At 46.7% G+C, this 24905-nt stretch carries 27 protein-coding genes; 11 read left to right on the plus strand and 16 right to left on the minus strand.

The genetic code is table 11. The features are described from left to right. Nucleotides 1-52: 52 nt before the first annotated feature. A complete protein-coding gene (locus tag DESAL_RS18865) occupies nucleotides 53-268 on the plus strand; it encodes a hypothetical protein (RefSeq protein ID WP_015853566.1) in 216 nt (71 codons plus the stop codon). A gap of 101 nt (nucleotides 269-369) precedes the next feature. Here the strand turns inward: DESAL_RS18865 and DESAL_RS18870 are convergent, their stop codons facing one another. The 6 genes from DESAL_RS18870 to DESAL_RS18895 form a co-directional block, all read right to left on the minus strand. Beyond that, a complete protein-coding gene (locus DESAL_RS18870; protein ID WP_015853567.1) occupies nucleotides 370-855 on the minus strand; it encodes a phage regulatory CII family protein in 486 nt (161 codons plus the stop codon). Nucleotides 856-1225: 370 nt separating this feature from the next. After that, complete coding sequence (locus DESAL_RS18875; RefSeq protein WP_049760038.1) at nucleotides 1226-1540, minus strand: diaminopimelate epimerase; 315 nt, start codon at nucleotides 1538-1540, stop codon at nucleotides 1226-1228. Next, the gene (locus DESAL_RS18880; protein ID WP_041722018.1) at nucleotides 1537-2415 is read right to left on the minus strand and encodes a class I SAM-dependent methyltransferase; all 879 of its coding nucleotides are present in this window, start codon (nucleotides 2413-2415) and stop codon (nucleotides 1537-1539) included. The genes DESAL_RS18875 and DESAL_RS18880 overlap by 4 nt, the downstream gene beginning before the upstream one ends. Nucleotides 2416-2708: 293 nt before the next feature. After that, the gene (gene dapF, locus DESAL_RS18885; RefSeq protein WP_015853569.1) at nucleotides 2709-3554 is read right to left on the minus strand and encodes a diaminopimelate epimerase; all 846 of its coding nucleotides are present in this window, start codon (nucleotides 3552-3554) and stop codon (nucleotides 2709-2711) included. A 69-nt stretch (nucleotides 3555-3623) separates the two neighbouring features. Then, the gene (locus DESAL_RS18890; protein ID WP_015853570.1) at nucleotides 3624-4304 is read right to left on the minus strand and encodes a queuosine precursor transporter; all 681 of its coding nucleotides are present in this window, start codon (nucleotides 4302-4304) and stop codon (nucleotides 3624-3626) included. Between the two features lie 280 nt (nucleotides 4305-4584). Next, the gene (locus DESAL_RS18895; RefSeq protein ID WP_015853571.1) at nucleotides 4585-6057 is read right to left on the minus strand and encodes a sensor domain-containing diguanylate cyclase; all 1473 of its coding nucleotides are present in this window, start codon (nucleotides 6055-6057) and stop codon (nucleotides 4585-4587) included. Between the two features lie 327 nt (nucleotides 6058-6384). Between DESAL_RS18895 and DESAL_RS18900 the strand changes: the two genes are divergently transcribed. The 3 genes from DESAL_RS18900 to DESAL_RS18910 all read left to right on the plus strand — a co-directional run bounded on the left by DESAL_RS18900 (nucleotide 6385) and on the right by DESAL_RS18910 (nucleotide 10308). After that, nucleotides 6385-8043 carry a glycosyltransferase family 4 protein gene (locus tag DESAL_RS18900; RefSeq protein WP_015853572.1) on the plus strand — a complete coding sequence of 553 codons (1659 nt, stop codon included), beginning with the start codon at nucleotides 6385-6387 and terminating at the stop codon, nucleotides 8041-8043. Beyond that, nucleotides 8037-9122 (plus strand): glycosyltransferase, encoded by a 1086-nt coding sequence (locus tag DESAL_RS18905; RefSeq protein WP_015853573.1) that lies wholly within the window; start codon nucleotides 8037-8039, stop codon nucleotides 9120-9122. Before DESAL_RS18900 ends, DESAL_RS18905 begins: the two co-directional genes overlap by 7 nt. Before the next feature lie 220 nt (nucleotides 9123-9342). After that, the gene (locus DESAL_RS18910) at nucleotides 9343-10308 is read left to right on the plus strand and encodes a chemotaxis protein (RefSeq protein WP_015853574.1); all 966 of its coding nucleotides are present in this window, start codon (nucleotides 9343-9345) and stop codon (nucleotides 10306-10308) included. Between the two features lie 78 nt (nucleotides 10309-10386). Here the strand turns inward: DESAL_RS18910 and DESAL_RS18915 are convergent, their stop codons facing one another. Then, nucleotides 10387-11133 (minus strand): purine nucleoside phosphorylase YfiH/LACC1 family protein, encoded by a 747-nt coding sequence (locus DESAL_RS18915; protein ID WP_015853575.1) that lies wholly within the window; start codon nucleotides 11131-11133, stop codon nucleotides 10387-10389. Beyond that, on the minus strand, nucleotides 11121-11705 hold the full coding sequence (locus DESAL_RS18920; RefSeq protein WP_015853576.1) for a 5-formyltetrahydrofolate cyclo-ligase: 585 nt from the start codon (nucleotides 11703-11705) through the stop codon (nucleotides 11121-11123). The genes DESAL_RS18915 and DESAL_RS18920 overlap by 13 nt, the downstream gene beginning before the upstream one ends. Before the next feature lie 212 nt (nucleotides 11706-11917). Here DESAL_RS18920 and DESAL_RS18925 point away from each other — a divergent pair, with 212 nt between their 5' ends. The 3 genes from DESAL_RS18925 (at nucleotide 11918) to DESAL_RS18935 (ending at nucleotide 13452) form a co-directional block, all read left to right on the plus strand. Continuing rightward, on the plus strand, nucleotides 11918-12589 hold the full coding sequence (locus tag DESAL_RS18925) for a metallophosphoesterase family protein (protein ID WP_015853577.1): 672 nt from the start codon (nucleotides 11918-11920) through the stop codon (nucleotides 12587-12589). A gap of 2 nt (nucleotides 12590-12591) precedes the next feature. Further along, nucleotides 12592-13062, plus strand: a complete 471-nt coding sequence (locus DESAL_RS18930; RefSeq protein WP_015853578.1) for a 23S rRNA (pseudouridine(1915)-N(3))-methyltransferase RlmH — start codon at nucleotides 12592-12594, stop codon at nucleotides 13060-13062. Nucleotides 13063-13227: 165 nt separating this feature from the next. Then, the gene (locus DESAL_RS18935) at nucleotides 13228-13452 is read left to right on the plus strand and encodes a hypothetical protein (RefSeq protein ID WP_015853579.1); all 225 of its coding nucleotides are present in this window, start codon (nucleotides 13228-13230) and stop codon (nucleotides 13450-13452) included. A 125-nt stretch (nucleotides 13453-13577) separates the two neighbouring features. Here the strand turns inward: DESAL_RS18935 and rsmG are convergent, their stop codons facing one another. Genes rsmG through DESAL_RS18950 form a run of 3 tightly spaced genes read right to left on the minus strand, consistent with a single transcriptional unit; the run spans nucleotide 13578 to nucleotide 16167 of the window. Then, nucleotides 13578-14264 (minus strand): 16S rRNA (guanine(527)-N(7))-methyltransferase RsmG, encoded by a 687-nt coding sequence (gene rsmG / locus DESAL_RS18940; protein ID WP_015853580.1) that lies wholly within the window; start codon nucleotides 14262-14264, stop codon nucleotides 13578-13580. Continuing rightward, complete coding sequence (locus DESAL_RS18945; RefSeq protein ID WP_015853581.1) at nucleotides 14264-15688, minus strand: MFS transporter; 1425 nt, start codon at nucleotides 15686-15688, stop codon at nucleotides 14264-14266. Before DESAL_RS18945 ends, rsmG begins: the two co-directional genes overlap by 1 nt. Before the next feature lie 20 nt (nucleotides 15689-15708). Beyond that, the gene (locus tag DESAL_RS18950; RefSeq protein ID WP_015853582.1) at nucleotides 15709-16167 is read right to left on the minus strand and encodes a MarR family winged helix-turn-helix transcriptional regulator; all 459 of its coding nucleotides are present in this window, start codon (nucleotides 16165-16167) and stop codon (nucleotides 15709-15711) included. 190 nt (nucleotides 16168-16357) lie between these two features. On the opposite strand from DESAL_RS18950, the gene DESAL_RS18955 reads away from it, so the two are divergent. Then, nucleotides 16358-17833 carry a sigma-54-dependent transcriptional regulator gene (locus tag DESAL_RS18955; protein WP_015853583.1) on the plus strand — a complete coding sequence of 492 codons (1476 nt, stop codon included), beginning with the start codon at nucleotides 16358-16360 and terminating at the stop codon, nucleotides 17831-17833. 65 nt (nucleotides 17834-17898) lie between these two features. Here the strand turns inward: DESAL_RS18955 and DESAL_RS18960 are convergent, their stop codons facing one another. From DESAL_RS18960 to DESAL_RS18980, 5 genes are all read right to left on the minus strand, one after another. Further along, nucleotides 17899-18528 (minus strand): redox-sensing transcriptional repressor Rex, encoded by a 630-nt coding sequence (locus DESAL_RS18960; RefSeq protein WP_015853584.1) that lies wholly within the window; start codon nucleotides 18526-18528, stop codon nucleotides 17899-17901. Between the two features lie 352 nt (nucleotides 18529-18880). Continuing rightward, nucleotides 18881-19204, minus strand: coding sequence for an ATP synthase F0 subunit C (atpE, locus tag DESAL_RS18965; protein ID WP_015853585.1), 324 nt, complete (start codon nucleotides 19202-19204; stop codon nucleotides 18881-18883). A 74-nt stretch (nucleotides 19205-19278) separates the two neighbouring features. Next, the gene (gene atpB / locus DESAL_RS18970; protein WP_015853586.1) at nucleotides 19279-19965 is read right to left on the minus strand and encodes a F0F1 ATP synthase subunit A; all 687 of its coding nucleotides are present in this window, start codon (nucleotides 19963-19965) and stop codon (nucleotides 19279-19281) included. Nucleotides 19966-19970: 5 nt separating this feature from the next. Next, the gene (locus DESAL_RS18975) at nucleotides 19971-20393 is read right to left on the minus strand and encodes an ATP synthase subunit I (RefSeq protein ID WP_015853587.1); all 423 of its coding nucleotides are present in this window, start codon (nucleotides 20391-20393) and stop codon (nucleotides 19971-19973) included. Then, nucleotides 20371-20640, minus strand: a complete 270-nt coding sequence (locus DESAL_RS18980) for an AtpZ/AtpI family protein (protein WP_015853588.1) — start codon at nucleotides 20638-20640, stop codon at nucleotides 20371-20373. Before DESAL_RS18980 ends, DESAL_RS18975 begins: the two co-directional genes overlap by 23 nt. A 447-nt stretch (nucleotides 20641-21087) precedes the next feature. Between DESAL_RS18980 and DESAL_RS18985 the strand changes: the two genes are divergently transcribed. From DESAL_RS18985 to DESAL_RS18995, 3 genes are read left to right on the plus strand one after another with little or no spacing between them, the layout of a single operon-like run. Further along, on the plus strand, nucleotides 21088-23499 hold the full coding sequence (locus tag DESAL_RS18985; protein WP_015853589.1) for a Lon protease family protein: 2412 nt from the start codon (nucleotides 21088-21090) through the stop codon (nucleotides 23497-23499). A gap of 18 nt (nucleotides 23500-23517) precedes the next feature. Beyond that, entirely contained in the window at nucleotides 23518-24288 is a 771-nt protein-coding gene (locus DESAL_RS18990; RefSeq protein WP_015853590.1) for a hypothetical protein, read from the plus strand. Between the two features lie 44 nt (nucleotides 24289-24332). After that, a complete protein-coding gene (locus DESAL_RS18995) occupies nucleotides 24333-24815 on the plus strand; it encodes a LysM peptidoglycan-binding domain-containing protein (RefSeq protein ID WP_015853591.1) in 483 nt (160 codons plus the stop codon). Nucleotides 24816-24905 lie beyond the last annotated feature (90 nt).

The following is a 24905-nucleotide window of genomic DNA, read 5'->3' on the forward strand; positions in this document are numbered from 1 at the left end:
AACCGGCAGGTGAATTTCTGCCCGCCGGATGTCCCCACTCACGGAGGAGTGTATGTATTATCACGGATTTGATAACAAAGCTGCGTCTGCGACCAAGTATTGGAGCCACAAAGACGATGAACTTGTTTCGGTATTATTTGCAAAAATCATAAATAAGACAGTGAACACTCAGGCCCCCTGCCCGGAGCAGGACCATCTTGTAGATCAGATGGTCAACAATCTCTTCGACCTCTGCTTCTACATCAATAAGGACGTGCATAACTGCTAATCTTTTTTCAGACACCAGCTGCGTGCTGAACAAAAAAATCCCCGCCAGTATCAACTGGCGGGGATTTTTTTGATGGAACCTTATCGATCAACTCAGATCAATTAGCTGACCTGAGCGAGACGAGGTGCGTTCTTGGCTTTTTCTTCTTCAGATCTTTTACGCAGGTAGTGAACCATGGTCAGGATAGCGGTGATTGCTTCAAAGCCTTCCTGTTCTACGGAATCTACCAGTTCATCGGAAGGATCAGCCTGCAGGGCGCTTTTCAGAGCCTTGGAGTAGCGACCGAAACCGTCCATGAGATCGAGAGCCATGTAGTTTGCTTCGTCAGGATCTTCAGGATTGATATCCATGGGAACGAGTACGTAACCCATGATGTTTGCAAGCCTGGTCAGAGGGCGAATGCTGCCTGTAGCCTTCATGATGGGAATCAGTTCCTCAACACCTACTTTAGCACCTTTATCTTCGGGGTTAATTTCACGAAGAAGGGTGGGGTAAGGCTTATTGATTTCGTTTGCAACATCACGTGCAGGCTTGTCGTTTTTAAGTACAACGTCCTGTAAAAGCTTGGTAAGTTCATTATTTGCCATTTTATCTCTCCCTTAGTTCATTATTCTGCAATCATTATTACTTTCAAACTAAGCCAAAATCGTGCCAGTTTATTATGCAATAATACACATGCATTTAATGTTTTAATTTCAAGCGTTTAACAAAAAAGAGCGAATACATCTCTTTTACTTTTTCTTACAAACCAATAAATTTTACTGAAAAACAAGAAAAGCCATTATCCAGCAAATCATTACTGTCGCGAAAAGAAGGCTATACAAGGAATACTCATCCCATGCAAGAACTGATTTCGGCTATATTGGATTTTATTCTATTTGAGTATGTTTTTCAGAATAAGTAAAAAAGACACCGCGAAAATGCGGTGCCCTTATCACAAATATTTAACCTGCAATGCTATTCAATTCCCAGAGACTCGAGATAAACCTCACCGGAAAAAGTGAGCTCTGCTCCGCCCTGCAAAAAGACATTGCCGTCTTCAATGATAACCTTAAGGATTTCACCGCCGGAAGTACGAACGCGAACCGCAGCATCAGTCAAGCCCTGCTCATAGAGGGTAACCTGCACGGCGCTTACTCCGGTTCCGCAAGCATAAGTTTCATCTTCCACACCCCTTTCATAGGTGCGCACAATGAGGCTGTCGTTATCGTCGATCTCAAGAGTCTGCTGCACAGCCAGACCTTCACGCTGAGTGATGGACGACGTTATCAATTATTCTTTTTACAATAGTAGGTCAAATTCCGACCGACCCCCATCTTTCCATAAACCTGACAAAGTTCCAAAAAAAGCTGTCTATCCACTCCAGCTAGAAACATGTCTGTTTTTACCCGTAACATATGGGCTTCACGCCCCAGCTCGGGATTATCAATATAATTCATCCTTGGGTTTAATAAATTTAAGTCAATGGGATTATCCGCCATAACGGCACAAACAGTAAAACCGTGATCTTCAAGAAAACGAATCATATTTCCTTTGTTGAAATAGGACAAATGATCAGGATAGGCTAACCACCACTTGCTGGTGACAATCTTTTCTTTAAGTAGTTTCTCATGCAACTCAGAAAAATCATTTGGGGTTGTCACTACAAACAATCCATTATCATCCAGCCCCGCATACACAGTCTGAAGAAAAGTTTCTGGATCGATGACGTGCTCAAGTACATTCGCGCAAGCTATTATATCATATGTCCCAGAATGAAATTCTTCGTACATCGATTCAAACAAATTGCCTTTTGTAAAATACTCCAACAACTCAGGAAACATTTTCTTTATTCCTGCATCACTGAAGTCCGCCCCTTTAATTTTAAGTCCTCTCGAATAGAACTCATTTAGGAGTCCACCTTCACCGCATCCTGCGTCAAAAAAAGAACGTGCATGAGGAGCCAATTTCATAGCCAATTCAGCTAAACACCACCACCTCAAATGATTCCACTCAAGCTCTTCCGTAGAATACTCAATCTCGTAACTTCCAACCCCTTGCTGATAATACTTACTCTCGTAGTACTCAGCCAACTCCATTTCATCAGGCATAGGGGAAAAATGATAGAATCCCCACCGAGAACGAACAAGCTTCACATCATCCTTCACACAAACTCCCTTATTCAATTCATGCTTGCAGATACGAAAATCCTTGTGAAACATTCATCGCATCAATAATTATCACACAGTATAGCACAACAACAAAAAGTATTTTTACTGCTACCAAACAACAAATTACTCGGCAACTATTTGCTCGACTGTTACACAACTAAAAAATTCCATTAAATAAACTTGGACTGTACAGCGTGGGATTACTCTCAAATATCCATTAGTTCGTTTGTAAACGCATGACGGATTAGCACACGTATCCAGTTTTACTAAATTAAACCAAGATTAGAGAACTATTCAATTCCCAGAGACTCGAGATAAACCTCACCGGAAAAAGTGAGCTCTGCTCCGCCCTGTAAAAAGACATTGCCGTCTTCAATGATAACCTTAAGGATTTCACCGCCGGAAGTACGAACGCGAACCGCAGCATCAGTCAAGCCCTGCTCATAGAGGGTAACCTGCACGGCACTTACTCCGGTTCCGCAAGCATAAGTTTCATCTTCCACGCCCCTTTCATAGGTGCGCACAATGAGGCTGTCGTTATCGTCGATCTGTACGAAGTTCACGTTGGTTCCAGCCGGAGCAAAAGCCTCGTGGTAACGGAATGCGGCGCCGAGCTTCTTGATGTCCACTTCTTCAACATCGGCAACCTGAACAACAACGTGGGGAACACCGGTGTTGGCAAAATGGTACTCGTATTCTTCGCCGTCAATCTCAAGAGTCTGCTTCACAACCAGACCTTGGGGCGGGGTAAGCTGAACCTTAACTTCCTCAAGCTCAGGGAAAACCTGAACCTTGATGGGGCCGGCATCAGAACCGAAAACGTGCTGTTCTCCGGCAATTTCCAGCGCATGGGCCAGTCTTCCGGCACAACGGGATGCGTTACCGCACATTTCAGCTCTGGAGCCATCAGAATTGTAGAACTGCCAGACAAAATCAAGACCGGAACCTTCCGGTGCATTTTCAATAAAAAACAGACCATCGGCATAAACACCGAAAGCACGCTGGCAAAGCTTCTCAGCCCAGAGCGACATCTTCTCAACAGGAATGCCCAGTTCACGGTTATCGATAATTACGAAATCATTGCCGCAGCCCTGCATCTTATAAAAAGGAACGGATTTTCCAAACATTTTACTCATTGGCAACCTCGTATTTTGCAAAATTAGGATTCGATTTTCTAAGGCAATTGCCCAGTCAGGAACAGACTATCAGACTTCGGACACACGGGAATGCAGCCGACGGCCCATATACAGGAACGGTGTGTCCATCACCGCCACTATAACCTTAAAGAGGTAGGTAGTAAAAAGAATTTCCACCCAAACGTCAAAAGGAAAGAGTCCCCACAGGGCCACAAAACAGAATACGGACGAATCAAGGAACTGGCTGAACAAGGTGGAAGCATTGTTACGCAACCAGAGGTGGCGCTCTCCCATTTTGTCTTTAAGCAGATGAAAAATATAAACATCATTCAGCTGGGAGACAATATAAGCGGCCATGCTGCCGAGTGCAATACGGGGCAGGAATCCGAAAATAGCTTCAAGATGGGGCTGGGCAAAATCATCCGCAGCCGGAGTAAACATGAGGGCAAGCTGCATATAAACCACAGCCATAACCAGAACTACAAAACCCAGATAAACAGCTTTCTTGGCTTCTTTTTTGCCATAAAACTCACTGAGCATGTCAGTAGAAAGAAAAACACTGGCATAAAGGATATTGCCCAGAGTGGTGGTCATCCCGAACAGTTCAATAGTCTTCAGAACCTGAATATTACAAAGAATCAGATTGAATACGATTAACCCAAACAAGCCTATCTTGCCGAAAAATCTATAAATAATGAGAACAAGGCTCAGGTCCATGACCGCAAAGCCAAGCCATAATAATTCATTCATATCAAACTCCTGTACGGGCATTCCATTGAATTCGCATTCAAGAAAAACACCGCAACTTAATAAACACGGGCTCTGACGCCCTGAGACAATGCTCCTAGCTTAAATCAGACTGAAAAGCCATTCAGTTTTCAAGTATAATGAAAATATAAATAACACAACAACCAGAGAAAGAGGAATAATCCGTAAATTTATAACTGGTTTATCCAAAAAAAAAGGGCTCCGACAACCGGAACCCCTTTAGATCAGCCTGACAGCTATAGGCTGAAGGAAACCTCGTAAATTACATAATTCTCAGCTTGGGGCGCATGGGGGATACGACCACCCGGTTACGTCCCTGCATCTTAGCATCGTAAAGAGCCTCATCAGCCTTACGAACAATCTCGGTATCTTTTTCAAGACTTCCCGGACGTACGGAAGAAACACCGATGCTGGCAGTTATGTTAAAACTCTTATCCTGATAAGTCATAGCGCAGGATTCAATCTTGGCCCTGATCCGCTCAGCAAGCATCTCAGCTTGATCTTCTCTGGTGTGCGGTAGCAGGATTACAAATTCTTCTCCGCCGTAACGGGCGATGAAGTCAGTGGATCTGAAAGTTTTCTCAAACATTCTTGCAACCTTTTCCAGAACCATATCTCCGGCCATATGACCGTATGTGTCGTTCACAGCCTTGAAATAGTCCAGATCAACCATGAGCAGGGAAAGTTCGGTATTCAAACGCTGGTGACGCTTGAATTCTTCGACCAGTCTTTCGTCAAAACTGCGGCGGTTGTAGACTCTGGTAAGTCCGTCCCGATTTGCGCGGGTCTTGATCTTGTTGAACATGATGGCATTGCTCAAAGCAAGCGAGAGGTGATTGACCGCAGCATTAAGGGAGGACACCTGATCCTTGGCTAATCTAATATTACGCTCGCAAAGCATGACCAGACAACCGAACTTCTCGCCACGGGCGACCAGCGGCAGGGCCAGAATCCTTCCGGCTCCGGGGCTGTAGATCATCTGGTTGCTACCCACAGGCACAGTTTCAGACATATTGTAGCTGGAAACTTCCATACCGCTGAGGGCAACCACATTTTCAATCATCAACTCAACCCACTCGGACTGGACATTTTCGGCCTGACCGGGGTTGATAAAAATTTCTGCATCAATGTGCTTTCCTGTGGGCAGAACATCCCAGAAAGCACCCTGTACCGAATAAACCGGAAGAATCATCTTGAGATCTTCAGCCGCCTGTCCAAGAATATCCGCAACTTCAAGGCGCTCGGTGGCATTGGAAAGCACGGTGTTCAAGAACATAAGCTGTTCGGTTTTACGGGAAAGCAGTTCACGCTCAAGGATAATTTCCTCGGTCATACGGTAAAGGTCACCATAAAGACCGGAAATTTCCTTAGCCCTGAATAAAGCGTCCTGTACCTTGGAACTTGTAAGCGGAGAGCTTACTACTGCCAGAAAACCGTCTTCAAGTACCTGCTCCAAATCAGCGTTACTCTTATCATCCTGAATCAGGATACGCTGAGTTGATTCAAGGTTGCGATAGGCCATGCGCCTATCTTCCGGCAGTTCCTCCCAGACTCTTTGCGGAATCCAGGTGGCGGCAGGCTTTTCGTTATTACTCAGTTCCTTTTCACCGGGCAGTGAACGCTCGGAAAAATTTCTCAAAAAGAATCCGGGCCCGAGTGAATCCTCGATTTTACCGGCTTCGTTGCTGTTTAGGCCGAACCCCCAAAGCAGTTCTGGCCTGTGTCCTCTTTTCATTTCTGGTCTCCTTGATTAGCTGTCAGAAACAATATTCCACCCGATATTTTGCAAAAAAAGGGCCACTAGATATTTATAAGATAACGGCAGACAGATTCTCAAGAGAGCAACAGGCATATAGTCGGCAACAAAAACATTGATAACAAACACTTAAACAATGACAGCGCAGGAGTTATAATTATTTCGAAGGATTTTTTCACAACACGTTTTTCCCTTATGCAAACCAGAAAACGGCAAAGAGTGCCGGAAAACCGTCAGCCCTTCAGAGCTCCGCGCGGCAAATAAATCCTTTGACAAGAGCGGGCCAAATGTGGCTTGAAATAACGTATGAAAACTCAAAGAATATGGGGAAGTCTGGACCCATTCCATGAAAGCGGTCCTATTCTGGGCAGAAAAGTAGCGAACTCAGGTTTCTTGAACGGATTACTCGAAGTGGACCCGTTTGATGAGTATCACTTCTTCCTTTCCGGAGCCGGGCCCAGAGAAGGACTAAGCAAGTTTTTTCAAACCAATTATCCGGTTATTTTGGATGCAGGTCGGATAAGAATAATGGACCGCCGGGACCTGCCTGCCGAGATTTCCGCTCGTGATTACTTCTGCTTCCACCAGTCCGACTGCATCAACTATCCGCCCCATCTGGCCCGGGTCCGTAACAAATACGCCCGAAACATATTTCCCATCACCGGAACGACCCATTCCTTGAGTTACAGCAACTATGGTTCATTCTTCCTTAATTATTTATGGAAGGGCACCACCGGACGTGACTGCATTGTGACTACTTCCAATACCGGAATCGTTGTTGTTGAAAAATATTTCAAACACTTGCGTGAAGGACTCGGCCTGAGTGAAGAAACCCATCCAACACCGCAAATTAGAAAAATACCGCTGGGCATTGATCCCGGCCAGCTTGCTCCGCCGAATGAACATTTAAAAACACAGGCCAAACTCAATCTCGGAATCAATGCTGACGACGAAAAGATAAACATCCTCGTATTTGGACGCATCGCCCATCATTCCAAAATGGACATTCTTCCCCTGCTGCGAGCCATGCAACGGCTATTCGCCTCGGGCATGAACCGGGAAAAAGTACGGGTACTTCTTGGCGGTTGGGTCGATGAAGAAGACGATTTTCCGGCAACTCTGGCACAGCTCGGTCGAAACATGGGACTGGAACTGTCCATCATCGGGCGGCCTTCCGAAGCTAAAAAGCTTGATCTCTACCGGGCTGCAGATATTTTCGTATCCATCTCCGACAATCCACAGGAGACATTCGGCATCACGGTTCTGGAAGCAGGAGCTTCCGGCCTGCCGGTAATTGCATCCGATTACGACGGCTACAAGGATCTCGTAATCGATGATGAAACCGGACTGCTCATTGAAACCATCGGCCCGGAAGCCACACCGGAACTGGACCTCATGGCTCCCCTCTGCTTTGACAACCATTACCATCTGTTAATGGCCCAGCAGACAGCCGTGAACACTCCGCAACTAGCTGCCGGACTGGAAAGACTGATCAACGATCCGCAATTGCGATCCCGAATGGGCGCAGCCGGAGCCAAACGGGTCCGCGAACAATTCAACTGGACCACAGTAATTGAACAGCACATCAAACTCTGGGAAGAATTAAATACTGTCCCGGTGAATACAGAAGCACTGCGCGATATTTTACACCCCGTTCAGGTCCGTATGGGTGAAACCTTTTCCCATTACCTCACAGAAACACTGACCCCGGAAACAAAGCTGGTAACCGGAACAACCGGCATGGCTATCTATCATGGGCGTGAATTTCCGCTTATGTATAAAGGAGTGGACAGGTTTCTTCAGGAACAGGTTATCCGCAAGATGGCCTTCTTTGCCCGTAAGCCGATCAGTGCAGCAGATCTCGCAGACAAAATCAAAACCATTGCCGCTGATATGAGCGAACGCGAAACCCAGTTTCACATCCTTTGGAGCCTGAAACACGATATTCTGGAAAAAGTATGCTGAATCGGACCGTAGTGCACCACACCATCCTCAAAAAAAGTGGTGGTGCTGCAAAGGTGGCCCTGCTGCTCCACCAAGGCTTACTTGATGGAGGCAACCGTTCAGTTCATTCCTTCGAAACCTCTGAAAAAACAGATGAGCAATTGATCCCCCCGGAACTGGCTGCACAGGCAATACCGGAAAACAGTATCGTCCACCTGCACACTTCAAAGGACCCGACAAGATTTCTGAAAGCACTACCTGATAGCTGCAAAACAGTAATCACCCTGCACGACACCCAGATGATCACCGGAGGTTGCGCTTCTCCCATCGACTGTCCAGAATTTGAAAACAAATGCCGCACTTGCCCGCGAAATTTTCCGAACTCTGAACAGGTCCGCAAAGAACGAATCGAAGCCATAATCGACTCCAAAGCAGTGCTTGTTTCACCATCAGGCTGGCTGGGCAGACTTGCCCGCAAAGCCGACCCGACCTTGAAACCTAAAATTATTCCCAACGGCATTCCCTGGCCGGAAGCCCCCGCAAACAAGAACCAAATCAGGCAGGAGCTTGGAATCCATCCGGCATCTAAAGTAATGCTGTTTGTTGCCCACGGAGGAGTTCAGGCAGCCTATAAATCCGGACCGCAATGGAAAAATTACTGGGCAACAATCAAAGCCGCAGTACCGGAGGCTCTCTGCTTTGCAATCGGAGGCAATGAAAACAGCAGAGACGGAGATTTTATATCTGTGCCTTATGTGGACAGCCTCACACTTTCAAAATTTCTGGCAGCAGCAGACGTATTGGCTTACCCGACTCTCGGCGACAATCATCCATTGATAATACTTGAAGCAATGGCTCAAGCACTGGCTCCGGTGAGCTATGCTGTTGGAGGCGTGCTGGAACAGATTTCCGATGGAGAAGATGGAATTCTAATTCCCCCTTATGAAAAACAAGCATTTGCCGAAAAGGTAATTATGCTGCTGAACAACAGCAGGCTGGCAAAGGAAATGGGAAACCGTGGATTTCAAAAAGGAAAAAAAAGATACTCACATAAAAGAATGCTTAGCGACTACACCAAGGTTTATGATAAACTGATGTAGTTTCGACTTATCGTGTTATTTTTTTTCTTATTTTTTCAATTTTCACAAAAACATAGTTGACTTTTTCTGCCGATTAAACTGGAAATGTTTTATTACACAGAACATGAAGATGAAAAAAATCTTTCATAAACAAGCATTTCAGGCTAACATTACTATGAGCAAAAGTTGCTCTGTTCTATGACGCTGGCTTGATACATTATTTTTTCAGGGGAGGATGACAATGTCCCAAACTAATATTCTGCTTGAATCAGGCACCAATGAGCTTGAAATTGTTGAATTTTATATCGACGAAGTTGACAATGTACATGACGGTTCAACCCGCCGCAGCTTTTACGGCATCAACGTTGCCAAGGTCGTTGAGATCATTCGTCTGCCTGAGTTGACCGATATGCCCGATGCAGCAAACGATGCAGTTCTCGGGGCATTCGATCTCAGGTCGGAAATTATTCCCCTGATTGACCTCAGTCGCAGGGTTGGCAAAAACAGGATTGAAGACGAAGCTCCCAAAGTTATCGTCACCGAATTCAACAAAATATCCACAGCCTTCCTTGTCTCCGGTGTAACACGCATTCACCGCATCAGCTGGGAACAGGTTGAAGCACCGAGTAAACAGGTTTCCTCGCTTACAGCGAACTCCATCACCGGTGTGGTCAAACTCGAAGGACGCATCGTATTCCTTCTCGACCTCGAAAAGATCGTTGCCGACCTTAACCCGGATATGGATCTTACCGACATGCCGGAAGCATCTCTGGTCGACAAGATCGAAAAACGCCAGCTCAAGGCACTCATTTCCGATGACTCCACCATGATCCGCCGCATGATCGGACAGATGCTCGAAGATGCCGGATTCCGAGTTACCAGAACCCACAATGGTAAGGCTGCCTGGGATAAGATCGTGGAATGGAAAGCCACAGCCGAATCTGAAGGCAAATCCATCAATGATTATCTGGACATTGTAGTCACTGATATTGAAATGCCGGTTATGGACGGTCACAACCTGACCAAACGTATCAAGGATGATCATGAACTCCGCAACATCCCGGTATTGCTCTGTTCCTCCATCATCACCGATACACTGTACCACAAAGGTGAATCAGTCGGCGCTGACGACCAGATCTCCAAAGCTGAAATCAACCAGCTGGCCGAAAGAGTCTTCAAGCTTATTGAAAGATACGAAAACTCATAGCGTTACGAATCATATCAACATAAAGCCCCCGCAAAGTATGACTCTGCGGGGGCTTTTTTATTACGTATAGAACAAAACCTACTTGATCCAGATAAGCGAGCACTGTCTTCCGGTAACCTTTTCCCGGCGATAGGAAAAAAAACTCTGCTCCATGGAATAAGTACACATATCAAGCGAATGGATATTCCGCCGTCTAAGTCCGGCTTCAGCCAATTGATCGATAGTCAGCTTCCAGAGATCAACCGTGCTGGATTCCTTGTCAAAGTATGAATCAAACCCCGGGCCGAAATCAGATGTAAAATTGATAAACTGAGATACCGCAGGGCTCAGGCTGGGACCACGCACGGCAAGCAGGTCCTTAGGATCACAGCTGTACCGTTCACAAATATCCGCCACTCCCTTGCCCGGAAAATTAATGGCGTTACCCCGCCAGCCGTTATGAAAACCTGCTACAAAGTCGCCATTCTTATGCGCAATCATGATCGGCTGGCAATCAGCGGTCTTAATCACAAGCGCATGTCCGGGAGCCGAAGTTGCAAGACCGTCCCCCTCAAGGGTGGGAGCATCAGCAGGAGAACCTTCTTTAAGCTCATAATGCATCACATCACCATGAACCTGAATGCATTCATGCCAATGTGAAATTCCCAAAGAAGCGGCTAATTCTGTACGATTGGACCGTACATCATAAGGATCATCACCGACATCATAAGATATATTTCCACCGCGATAAGGGTCCTTACAACTGCCACATTCTCTGGTAGTGAAAACAACCGAAACCTTCTCCACTCCCGGAAAAACAAAAGGTATAAAATTTATTTTTGCCATATCTTTTCCTTATCAGTGCAGACCAGCTGCACAGCTTTATCCCAAGGCTCAACAGGGAAGCCCTCCACCAGTTGGAAATCGTAACATACACCCACAGAGAGAAATCCTTCCTTCTGCGGACGGGCCAAAAAGCGATCATAGTAACCGCCCCCGAAGCCGATACGAAAACCACTGCGGTCAAATCCCACACCGGGAACAATAATCAAATCCGGTGAAACAGCATCCGGGAACTCACAACGGGTTCGGCAGGGTTCCTTGATACCGAATGATCCTGATGCCAGATCAGCTTCGGCCCTGACAACGCCGAAATCCATCTGCCCCGGCTCGTTTTTACGGCAACAGGGCATGAACAGCCTCTTGTTACCCTCCCATGCATTTTTCAGCAAAGGCCGCACATCGACCTCATTCCTGATAGGCCAGTAAAGCAGAACTTCCTCTGCCTGCTCCCATTGCTCAAGGGATATTATCGCATCCACAATATTGCTGCTCATGGAATCCACGTCCGCTTCCCGCAGGGAAGAACGTTTTTCCAGCAATTGACGTCTAATGATTTCTTTATCCAATTCGGCCACCTATTATCCTATTTCAATCATGGGCTAAGAAAATTAAGCACAATCAGGTTATAAAAATCAATCACCAAGTGCGACAATAATGAAAATATCCCCGGCTGAACCGCCACACGGACCGTGGCACCATTGGTTTTTAAGGACATTAATGCTATTCAAAATTTTCTGGAACCAATGCATATAAATTCCTAACTGAGCCATATACAATCGGAGGCAGCATGCCTGAATCCAATAAAAAATGGATCGCTTTCGGCGATGTTCACCAGAGTCTTAGATTTATTGATCTACTCCCGGACCTTGAAGAAGCTGACGGGGTAATCATTACCGGAGACCTGACCAACCATTCCCCGGAAGGGGCAATCGAAAAAGTCTGGGACAGCGTATACCGCAGAAATCAAAATATCCTTGCCCAGCTCGGCAACATGGATAGAAGCAATGTCACCGAGTTCTTGAAGGAAAAGGGTGCCAACCTGCACTGCGAAGTACGTGAGCTTGCCGATGGCATAAAAACCATGGGCGTAGGCTGCTCCATCAATACTCCTTTCAGAACTCCCAGTGAGATATCTGAAGATGAAATGGCACAATATCTGGAAGAAACACACCATCAGCTGGGCGATTATGATCAGCTGCTTCTGGTTGTCCACGATGCTCCATTCAACACCAAGCTGGATGTCATTGCCAATGGTATGCACGTAGGCAGCAAAGCCGTGCGTTGTTTCATTGAAAAGCACCAACCGGATATCGTTCTCTGTGGACACATCCACGAATCCAGCGGAGTAGACTCCCTCGGCAAGTCCCGCATCTTCAACCCCGGAATGGCTTCCGGCGGCGGGTACGTGCTCGTTTCCATTGAAAACGGCAAGTTGGACGCAACCCTCAAACAAATTTAACAATGAGCAAATTACAATTTGTATGGGTCGGCAAGCTCAAGGAACCATTCTTCCGCGATGCCTGCGCCCATTACACCAAAAAACTTGGACGCTTCCACAAGCTGGACGAAACCATTCTCAAAGATGCACCGGGAAAACTGCCCCCCATGGACAAAGTTCAGCACGAAGGCAAAGCTATCATGGCTAGAATCAAGCCTTCAGACATGCTCATCTGCCTTGATGAAAAAGGCAAGGAAATGACCTCGGTGGAACTTTCCAAGCATCTGCAACGCTGGACTGAAGATCCGAACCTGACGCCAACTTTCGTTATCGGAGGTCCTTTCGGACTGGCTGATGAAGTCAAGAACGCGGCAAGAGTCAAACTTAGCTTGAGTAAGATGACCCTGCCTCACGAGCTCGCCCGGACAATGCTCCTTGAGCAGCTCTACCGCGCAGCCTCCATACTTCGCGGTTCGCCTTATCACCATGTGTAAAAGCATGGTTTGATGCGCTTCGCGCTTTTGATTATTTGATTTCGCCTCCGGCGGCCCTTCGGGGACCAGACAAATTTTTTGGAAAAAATTTGTCTGGACTCTTCCAAAACTTTCATTAGGGCTTCGCCGCTTCGACATATAAATTTCCTGCTACTGGAGAGACTTATGCTTAAGATGGATTACCTTGAAAAACTGGAAAAATACATGACTTCCGGTGATATGAAATTTGAATTTGATAACGGAACTGAAGAAAAAAGATTCGAAATTCTCGAATTCCTTGAGAAGCTCATGGATGTGGCCGAAATAGCTGACGAACACGCCACTAAGCTGATCTTCAAAGGCGGGCTTCTGGAAGCTCTTTCCGGAGCAAACCAAGAAGAAGAAAAATAATTTTTACTTCCATACAAAACAAAAAGCAGCCTTGATTCAATTGAATCAAGGCTGCTTTTTGTTTTGAAAGTAGCTTTAACAAGCTATATGCGAAGCTTATTAAAATTTTTTAGGCGCCGGAGGCATTACATTCTTCGCAGGCACCAGAAATAGTGCGTTTTATCTCCGGCTTTGTATTGCATGGAATCTTCCAGCTCATAGCCCGGACCGTCCAGATCCTGCTCAGATGGCGCAGGGTCATTGGACAGGATCACGATCCTGCCTTGCTCGGCCAGCATGGGCTTAACGAATTCCAAAAGCTCTTTCCAAGGCATGAACGCCTTGCTGAGAATCAAGTCTGCCGGAAGAGTTTCGGACGGAATCTTTTCCGCACGGCCCTGAAAAACATCTGTGCGAGGCAGCTTCATCATCCGCAAGGCTGTACGCATGAAGATGCAACGCTTCTCACGGGATTCCACCAGACGATAATCCCCGGCCTGCCAAAGGGCTCGCAGGGGAATTCCGGGCAATCCGGCCCCGGCTCCGAGGTCTAGAGTTACCGGATTGGAGGGCAACTCCAGCGAATCCAGAAAATCAGCCAGATGCAGACTATCGATGATCAGGGAATGAAATACCTGCTCCCAGCCCTGAGGACCGACCAGATTCATGGACTTGTTCCACTTAACCAGCAGAGTCAGGTAATAGGCCAGCACCCTTGCCTGATCAGTAGCTGCCTTGAAACCTTCATCCTGAGCTGTATTATCTTTTAACTTTCGTCCGGCCTTACTTGCCGCACCGAGAATATCGGCAGCATTGATATTAATTTCCGCCATTAGCCCTCCTTGCTGTTCCCGGCAGATTGCACACAAAGGCCATTCTTGGCAACTCTTTGCCTTTTCAGCACTGCACGGATGGAAATCAGGACCGCAATACCGCAAAGGATCGATAAGCTGGAGAGAGAAAACCGCATAACTGTCAGGTATTCGGCAGCGGATTCAGGGCTGACCGGAGCCTTGCCCATAACAGTGGAAAGGAAAATAGCGATGATGACCATGCTGAAAACCATACCGATAGTCCTGAGGCCACCTGAAATTGCAGAAGCAAAACCATAGCGGGAAGGCGGCACACTACTCATAAGAATGATCATATTCGGTGAGGAAAAAAGCGCAAAGCCTATGCCCAGCACCACAAACATGCTGTAGAGATAAGGAAGACTTGTGTCCGCTGTGACCATTGCTCCCATGATCGTCCCTGCAGTACAAGCCAGCATGCCCAGCAAGGCCAACACCCGCGGGGAAAACTTGTCAGCAAGCCTGCCGCAAAGAGGTGAAAGCACTGCCTGAACAATCGGCTGGATAACCAGCACAAGTCCGGCATCATGAGGGCTGAAGCCCTTTACGGACTGCATGTAGAGACTGAAGAGAAAAACGATTCCGAATGTTCCGGCATAGTTGATAAACTGCACCAGAGCGGCATCTGAAAAATCACGCCTTTCCTTGAAGAGGGTTAATTCCACCAAGGGTGATTCTGATCTATTCTGCATGTAGACAAAGAGCGCAACGCCAAGCAAACCTGAAATTAACGCAGCCGGTCCAAACCATCCTGCACCGAGACTGGTTCCGCCAAAAACAATGGCTGCAACAGAAAGAGCAACAACAAAGCTTCCGGGATAATCAAATTTCTCATCCGAAGGCCGGAACTTTCCGTTCAAATTGCGGTGGGCAACATAATATGAAATTCCAAGCGGAATCATACTCAGATAGTAAATCCAGCGCCAACCCATATGTGATGTCACAAGACCGCCTACATACGGTCCTGCTGAGAGGCCAACATATACAGCAGCCACAGCCAAGCCCATGGCCTTTCCGCGCTCATCTTTCGGCACGGAATTGGTCAGCAGCGCCATATTGGTAGCTATGCCCATACCGCCGACCATGCCCTGAATCATGCGCAAACAGATCACAGTTTCAATATTCTGGGCAAATCCGATCAGCAATGTAAATATTGCAAACAGCAATACACCGAGCCTGAACATGGGCTGCCTGCCATGCATATCCGCCAATCGACCAAACGGCAGCAACAACGCAGCGACACTGCCGATATAAACAGATTCTACCAAACTTAGATCAAGGCCGCTGGCTCCGAATTCCCGGCCCATAACCGGAAGGGTTATTCCTACAGCCGAAAACATGAACGGCATGGTGAACTGGGTCACCGCCACCGTAAATATGACTGCTTTTTTCTTTGCGTCATCCATTATATTCTCCTGAAATATTGCTACAAATAATCCCAGACACGGGGCATCCCCAAATGATCTCGGCTTGTATCAATTACTTTACCCATCAATTCCATCAGCTTCTCTATTTCTTCTTCTGAAAGCCCGGAAGTCATGATTGTGTTTGCAGCCATCAACTCTTTGTGCAGGTCTTCTTTTATGGCCTTTGCCTTCTCTGTCGGGTAAACCAGTTTCTGACGTCTATTTTCCGGATTCTCTTCTCTGTAAAGTAATCCCATCTTAACTAAATTTGCGACCGCCCTTGCAGTAGCCGCTTTATCAACACTGAGAATCATTGATAATTCATCCTGAGACCTTCCAGGATTGCGCAATGACTGCATTATAAAACCGATTTGTCCGTATGTAATACCTACCGATTTTAATTTCTCGGCTAGAATAGCCTTATGCAACCGTCCCATCTGCCCGTTCATGTATCCAAATGAAGCATGCTTTTTTATCATTCTATCCTGCTTTGTTGATTTATCAACAATTGACTAGTCAACTGTTGACTAGTCAATTATTACTTGAGCGCCTAATAGTCAACGTTTTTTTAAAAATGGTTGATATGCGGTAAAACGTATGCTCATATGCTTCTAAACGCCGACCAATTATTAACATTATACTTCAACTGAAAATCAATCGGAACTGCTGATGGCCAATGTCTTAATTATTGATGATGACCCCTTTATCGGGGAATTGCTTATCGCCATAGCTGAAGCTGTAGGACATGACGGGGAGAAAGCCCTGACTCTTAAGGAAGGTATGGCCCTTGCGCGCGAGGAGCGCTTTGATGTCGTATTCCTCGATGTAATCCTGCCGGATGGAAACGGACTCGATGCCCTGCCGGAACTGCAACTGCTTAGCAACATGCCCGAAGTGATAATTATCACCGGACAAGGAGATTCTAAGGGAGCAGAGCTGGCCATTAACTCCGGAGCATGGGACTATATAGCTAAGCCTGCCAGTCAGGAAGAATATATGCTGCACATGAAGAGGGTTTTCCAGTACCGCACTGAAAAACAATCTTCCAGCCCCAAACTGGGCCATCACAATATTGTCGGTCGCTCAGAATCCATAGTGCGCTGTCTGGGACAAGCAGCAAAGGCCGCAGAAAGCCACGTAGGTGTATTGCTGCTCGGGGAAACCGGCACTGGCAAAGAACTTTTTGCTCGTGCTGTGCATGACAACAGCATGCGCAGAACAGGCCCATTCATAATTGTAGACTGTGCTTCAATACCTGAGAACCTCGTTGAATCTATTCTCTTCGGTCATGAGCGAGGAGCTTTTACCAGTGCAGATAAAAGTCAGGAAGGCTTAATTGCCAAAGCAGACGGCGGCACACTTTTTTTAGACGAAGTCGGGGAACTTCCGCTTTCTTTGCAAAAATCATTTCTGAGAGTATTGCAGGAACGGACTTATCGCCCAGTAGGTGGAAACGAAGAAAAACAAAGTGATTTCAGGCTGGTGGCTGCAACAAACCGCGACCTTGACGCTTTGGTCCAAAGTGGAAGATTCAGAGAGGACCTGCTCTATAGATTACAGGCTTTCACAATAGAGCTTCCGCCCTTAAGACAGCGCGGGGATGATATTAACAAACTATCCCGCTACTATTTAAACAAGCTTGCAGTAGATTTCGACGCTCCACCGATAGCCATAGCCAACGAATTTCTTGATGCTTTGAAATCATATCCATGGCCGGGCAATGTTCGGGAACTCTTCAATGTGTTGGAACAGGTTTTTACCTCAAATCCTGGAGCCGGAGAATTCCTGCCCATTCATCTGCCTGTGCGCTTACGCGTATCAGCAGCTCAGGCTTCAGTGCAGCCAAAGCATGAAATCAAAAACAGCCTTACCCTGATTAAAGGTAATAAGTCCCGCAAACCTCAGGACAGGACAACCGACATTCCCATGCCGGAGGTCAATATACCGGATGCTAACAGGTTGCCGCCTTTTAAAGAATATCGAGACGAAGCTATTATCAATGCCGAAAAAATCTACCTTGAACAATTGATACTAATTAGCAAAGCCAACATGTCAGAAGCAGCTAAAATCTCCGGCATATCAGTGTCCAGGCTTTATGCCTTGCTGAAAAAACACAACATCAAGAAACAATATTCAGTTGAATAGGACAAAAAAATCCCCTGTGACCCAAGGTCACAGGGGATTCATTTCTTACCAATTTGCGTAAACTTTTATTCCATGGAGCTAATATTGAAAGCAACGGAATAAAAGTGATGGGTGAAGTCAACGTATTCAACCGGAACATTTTTAGGAACATCAATCCGCGCCTGCGCGAAGTTAACAATTCCTTTAATGCCACCGTCAACAAGATAGTTCGCAGCACGCTGCGCCCTTTCCGGCGGTGTAGTGATAATACCGATTTCCAAACCCAGTTCCTCTACACGTGCCTTAAACTGGCGGGTGCAGACAACTTCAAGGCCTGAAACAACTTCCCCGATTTTGTATGGGTCGCAGTCAAATGCCGCACGAATAGAGAATCCGCGAAGAGCGAATTCTTTGTGACGCAACAAAGCTCGTCCAAGGTTGCCGACGCCGACAAGGGCGCAACCCCAGACCCGGTCTACACCGAGAGACTGCTTGATTGAAGAGATGAGTTCATGCACATAGTATCCGACACCACGCACACCGAATTCACCGAAGTATGCCAGATCCTTACGAATCTGAGAAGGATTGACCGAACAGGCCCGGGCAAGTTTTTCAGAGGAAATAACCTCTACTCCGTCCCTCTTGAGTCCTGTTAATACCTGTATGTAAACAGCGAGCCTTTTAATGGTCGCTTTGGGGATATTCTGGGTTTTCACTTTAGTTTCCTATTTTCCATGACAAATGCACTTGCACGAAAAGTCTCGGCTGGTAGTTTTAGGTTCTGAGGTCCGGAAGACCACTACCTTCCCTCGCAAGTTCGATTAAGTCCCCTACTGGAGAGTCGATACGAACGCAACCTTTTCCGCCACCTTCCATTAGATTAATATACACTAAAACCCTTGGTTTCGGCTACCCTTTGCATGCATATTATTAATTTATGCAAGGGATTATAGCCTTAATGCCAGTAAAACCCCGATACCGGCACGAAATATGTGAAAAAATTAACAATACTTGCGGAAAAAAAAGGAGGTCCGAAGACCTCCTTTAAATATTTCCAAATCCTTAAAACTAACCGATGAGGGGGTTAGCGAAGAGAAGGATCAGGTTAACAACGAGAGCGTAAATAGCCAGGGATTCAACGAATGCCAGACCAAGAATCAGAGTAACAGTGATTTTACCACCAGCTTCGGGGTTACGTGCAGTACCTTCACAAGCAGCTTTCAGACCGAGGCCCTGACCGATACCACAACCAGCAGCAGCGATAGCCATACCGATAGCGGTAGCAGTAGCGGTTGCGGAAGCAACTTCGGGAGCTACGCCAGCAGCGAATGCTGCACCAGCAGCGAGAACCAGAGCCATGGTGTTCAGAACGATAAGCAGAGCTTTACGCATTGTAAAATCCTCCAAAATATAAGTTTATTTAACAGGTCGTTAGACCATTTCCCCAAAATTAATTTGCCTGAATCCTAGTGAGCTTCTTCCAGAGAACCTTTCAGATAAATCATGGTAAGCATGAAGAAAATGAAAGCCTGGATAACCTTTGCCAGCATGAACAGGAAGTACATGGGCAGGGTGGAAACTACAGGAGCAAGCAGGAACAGAAGTACGAGAACGATTTCCTCACCGCGGATGTTACCGAACAGACGCAGAGTAAGCGAAAGCGGACGCGAGATGTGGGAAACCACTTCGATGATAAACATCAAGGGAGACAGAGCCGGAATGGGGCCCATGAAATGCTTGATGTAGTGGGCACCATGAAGTTTGATGCCGATGTAGTTGTAGTAAAGAAAAGTACATACAGCCATTGCTGCGTTAGTGTTGACGTTCGCAGTGGGAGCGTCAAATCCGGGAATAAGACCCATGAGGTTCAGTGTGAGGATGTATACAAAAAGAGTACACATGAAAGGAAATACTTTGCGTCCGCCCTCACCGACGTTACTGACGACAAAATCTTCCAATCCCCCGATGATGATCTCAGCAAGGTTTTGCACCCCGCCGGGAACCAGACTGAGCCTTCTGGATACAATAAAACCCAGTACAAAAAGAACACTCATTCCGAACCATGTGTACCACACGTGGTTGGGGATGTGAGTTCCCAGAGCGTTGTTAAGCTCTGTCATGATCAATAATGGATGTGGTAAACCTCCAGCCATGATCCTTATGCCTCCTTCACTTTTTGCCGAAACCCGGCTACGCCCCAAAATATCGCATTCACAACTACCGTACTAAGACCGGCCAGAAGAGCGTATATGGAACACTGCCCCCAGACTATCAGACCGTAGATAGCCAGCCCGGATAAAATGAGCCGACCGTAGAAGCGAATCAACAAGGACACAACCGCGCCCTTGCGCATGTAAGCCAGATGCTGACCAAACTTAGCCAGCGACCAGAAGTTGAACGTAATCAGAACCGCTCCGGCTGCCAGTCCCAGTGCCCAGTGGGCAAACCCGATGGAGACTACTGCAGCAATAAGGCATGTTCCGGCAGTAAGGTACAATTGATTTCGCACCAGACTGCGTACGTCCGGATGAGTGAAGCCCCGCCTGTGGAGGAATGATTCAATCTTCTGATTTATTTTCATTGGTTCCAGGACCTTTCCCCTGATCCTTTTTCTGAATCCGCTGAACTTCGTCGAAAACGTTCTTGAAGCCGGCAGCGATTCCGAAACACAAGAAAACAATTAGAAGCCAAGGCTTCGTTCCCAACCATTTATCGAGATACCACCCGATACCCAACCCGACAAAGGTGGAGGCAACCAGATGAGTTCCGATCGTAGCGGCATTGCCGAGCAGATCGAAGGTCTCTTTATTCCCTTTCAAAAAGAACATGTTGCTTCCGGTCCTTTATTTTATCCGGGATGGAATTTGCTGCGCAAAGCGGACTTTGCGCAAACCTTCACAAGTGAGTTTCGTCTAGCATAATCTTCAAATAAGAGTCAACGGATTCTTCATCCATAAGCTCTATTTTACTGAAAATTTATTCCAAAGATCAGCAGAGGAAACCACCTCGCAACAAAAAACACCTGAATTTCATATCGCTGAAACGATCAACGCGCAACATCAAAATCAATTTTGAATGTCCATTCAACCTATTTTAGGCCTTTATTTTTTCTTAATATGCTAAAATAAAGCACTTTTTATATTTGTAAAAAATTTCACAATCAGCCCTTATCAAGATTTCTGCCCTTAACCGTTCTAAGTGACTTTTTTTTCATATACACGTAAGTCTTAAGAATAAAACCGGACACTGATTTAATAGAGGAAGTTTAAAAAGATATGACTAGTTATGAATTGACTCTGGATAAACTCACATCCAGACAGGAACCTTCTGAAATCAAGTATACCTCCAGCAACGAAATACCTGAATCAAAATATGATTACGATCAGTTCCAGCCTCGGGCTCTACAGGCATTCCGCATGGCCCTTGCTATCAAAGGAACCTGCCATAACCTGTATCTTTCCGGCGACCCCAACCTTGGAAGGAGCTACTTTGCCCGTGAATACTTCCAGCTGCGTGCAGCCAAGCAGGAAACCCCTCCGGATCAGCTGTATCTGCACAACTTTTCCCAGCAGGACCATCCCATCTCCGTCAGTCTTCCGGCCGGACGGGGTAAAGAGTTCAAAAACGCCATGTCCGAAACTGTTTCCCAGATCAAGGAACAGCTTCCTGCATGGTTTGAACGTGAGCCGCACGTAAAGGCCCTCGAACAAATTTCCCGCAGCTTTCAGGATGAACGCGAAGATCTTTTCGCTAATATGGAAGAACTGGCCAAGGAACGCGGTTTCAGTCTTGAAATAGATGATCACGGCGGCCTGACCCTGATCCCGCTGGTGGAAGGCCGTATATTAAATGACGACGAGTTCGAACGCCTTGATCCGGAAGTGCGCAAAAGACTGCGCAATGAGGCAGATGATCTTCTGACTGAAATGACCACCATACTGCGCAGGATCAGCAAAACCGAAGAAGGTTTCCGCAAAGATGAGCGCAAACTGCATCAGGATTCCGCAACGGAATTGCTCAAGGACCTGATGGCTCCACTGCATGAGAACTTCGACGAATTTGAGAAAATCAAAGGTTATCTGGGTGAACTTGAAGATGAACTGCTTGATAATATCGAACTGTTCATGCCCAAGGAGCCACAACCAGCATCACCAATATTGGGACTGCAACTGCCTGAAGCTTCTCCTGTAGAGGATCTTTTTGCACGTTTTGAAGTCAACCTTCTGGTCGACAACAGCAAGACCAAAGGTGCCCCGGTTGTAATGGCCGACCACCCGACCCTGTTCAATCTGCTCGGTTCCATTGAAAGGGAATCGGAAATGGGTGCCCTGTACACAGACTTCACCCTTATCCGGGCAGGAGCCATCCACAAGGCCAACCACGGTTATCTGATTGTTTACGTCGACGATATCCTGACCACTCCCTCTTCATGGGAAGGTCTTTTGCGGGCACTGCGCACCGGACAGGCCAAAATCGAAGATCCGGGTGACGGAGATCAGGTGCGCACAAAAACCATCGAGCCGGAGCCGATCCCCCTTGATCTGACCGTCATTCTGATCGGTTCTGAAGAAACATACGAAATATTACTGTATAATGACGAACGGTTCGGGAAATACTTTAAGCTCAAAGCCCATATGCAGCTCAGTGCTAAGCGCAACTCCGATAATGTAGAACGATTTGTAAGGGTTCTGGGCAAGATCATTGGTGATTCCAAGTTACAGCCTTTTGACCGTGAATCACTGGCAAGGATTGTAGACTACTCCAGCCGTCTGGCTGAAGACCAGAAAAAGCTTTCCCTGCGCATCCCCTTGATCAAGGAAATGATGGTTGAAGCTTCCGCCCTTGCAAAACTTGACGGCAAAGAGGAGGTTGACCTTCCGGCATTGGAGGAAGCTATTTCCATGAAAGACTTCCGCTCCAATCTTTATGAAGATGAATATATGAATGAGTATGACCGTGAGGTCATCAAGGTGGAGACTTCCGGTCAGGGAGTAGGACGGGCCAACGGTCTTTCAGTTACCCTTTTCGGTAACTATGAATTCGGCCTTCCGCACCAGATTTCCTGTACCATCGGCGTAGGGCATGGCGGAATCCTTGACCTTGAACGCGAAGCACGCATGGGCGGACCGATCCATACCAAGGGGATGATGATCATCAAAAGCTACCTTGTAGGACTTTTCGCTCAGGATAAGCCTATCGTGCTCACAGGCTCCCTCTGTTTTGAACAGAGCTATGCCGGTATCGAAGGAGACTCTGCATCCGGTGCCGAGCTTGCGGCATTGCTGTCCGGCCTTTCCGGAGTACCCATCAAATTCGATTACGCTTTCACCGGAGCTGTCAGCCAGTCCGGGACCATTATGGCTGTCGGCGGAGTAAGCCGCAAAATCGAAGGTTTTTTTGAAGTATGCCGCCGCAGGGGACTGAACGGAAAACAGGGTGTTATCATTCCGGCGGATAATGTGCTAAACCTCATGCTCAGAAGTGAAGTTGTTCAGGCCGTTGAAAACGGAGAATTTCACATCTATCCGGTCAAAACCATCGAGGAAGCCATCTTCATCCTCACCGGTATGGAAGCAGGAGTCCGGGGCGAAGACGGCAAATTTCCCGAAGGAACCCTTTACCGCAAAGCGGACGAAAGACTTGCGGAGCTGGCAAAACTGGCCAGCCTTGCTGAATGTAAAAAATAAATCCGACAGGAAAATCATATGTCCAATTCATGGATAAAATCGAAGATGCCCGAATTTGTGCGGGACACATTCAGAGACTTCTGCCTTGCGGGCAGTGCGCTGGAAGAGCAATTCGAGACATTCGACCGCGAAGGCAGCGTAAGTTTTGAAGTCCTTGATGACCTAATCGGAACCAAGATGAACAAGGGTCTGCTCTGGCGTTTAAAAGATACAGCCCATCTGCTTTTCCGTAATGAGGAAGGAGATCCCCTTTCCGGGCGTTTTCTTGACTGGGGAATGGGCTACATTTTTCACGAAGCATTCAAACTTCGGGAAGATGCCTATCAAAATCTGAACTACGCCCCGCTTTTCTCTAACCTGCGCGGCAAAGACACCGCCCTGCCTGAATCAGTTATCGGACAGGACTTTGTTCAGGTTGTCGAACAGACCGAAGAAAGTATGGAACGAGAAATCAGCCGCATAAGATTTATTATTGCCCGCTGCCGTAAACTCTTTCCAATTTATCTGAAAAGTCATAAAGATAATGCCCTTCTGGGTAGGTTGCTTTTTTCTCAGAACCATCTCGTGCATGAAGTTTTTCGTGAAGAATACGAGATACTTGTTGATACAATTTATGAAGATGAACCTGAAATGCTATATGTTCTTGCATCACGAAGCCTACGCCTTGGGGGGTGGATGGAGAAGGCTGTAGAAGCCACAGGACTTGCATTTAAATTAAACCCAAGCAACCCTAGGGTGTTGCAAGAAAAAGAAATAGTTGATAATTGGACGAAAACAGTTAAAGTATGACTAAGCAAGCGAACAATTCTAAATATCGCAGGAGGCCTTGAAAAATGAAAAAACTGATCTTGCTCGCAATCGCATTCAGCCTGATGTTTACATTAGGATGTGCTAAAAAGCAGGTCCAGCAGGAAGATGTTGTGGTTGTTGAGGAAACTGAAGTTGTAGTTGTTGAGGAAGAACCCGCTGCAGAAGTTGTTCCCCCGACTCCCATGGAAATCTACGAAAGTGAGTACAAAACTCTGCCCACTTCCCACGTAGTAACCAAAGGCGAATGCCTCTGGTGGATCGCTGAATACAAACAGATTTACAACGATCCTTTCATGTGGCCGCTTATCTACAAAGCTAACAGAGACCAGATCAAGAACCCTGACCTGATTTACCCCGGTCAGTCTCTTGAAGTACCCCGCGCTGGCTACAGCCTTGACGAAGTTAAGGAAGCCCGCAAACAGGCAGGTGCTTCCTGGAAAGCCCTTGAGCCCGCTGAGAACGCAATGGTTCCCGGTGAAATGAAGGCAGCTCTCGGTTACCTGTAGAAATACAAGTATACGAATGCACAAGCCCGGTTTCCTGAAAAGGAAACCGGGCTTTCTTTTTTCCTTCCCTTGAATTTTAACTGAAATACG

This window comes from Maridesulfovibrio salexigens DSM 2638 (assembly GCF_000023445.1).
GTDB classification, from domain to species: Bacteria; Desulfobacterota; Desulfovibrionia; order Desulfovibrionales; family Desulfovibrionaceae; genus Maridesulfovibrio; species Maridesulfovibrio salexigens.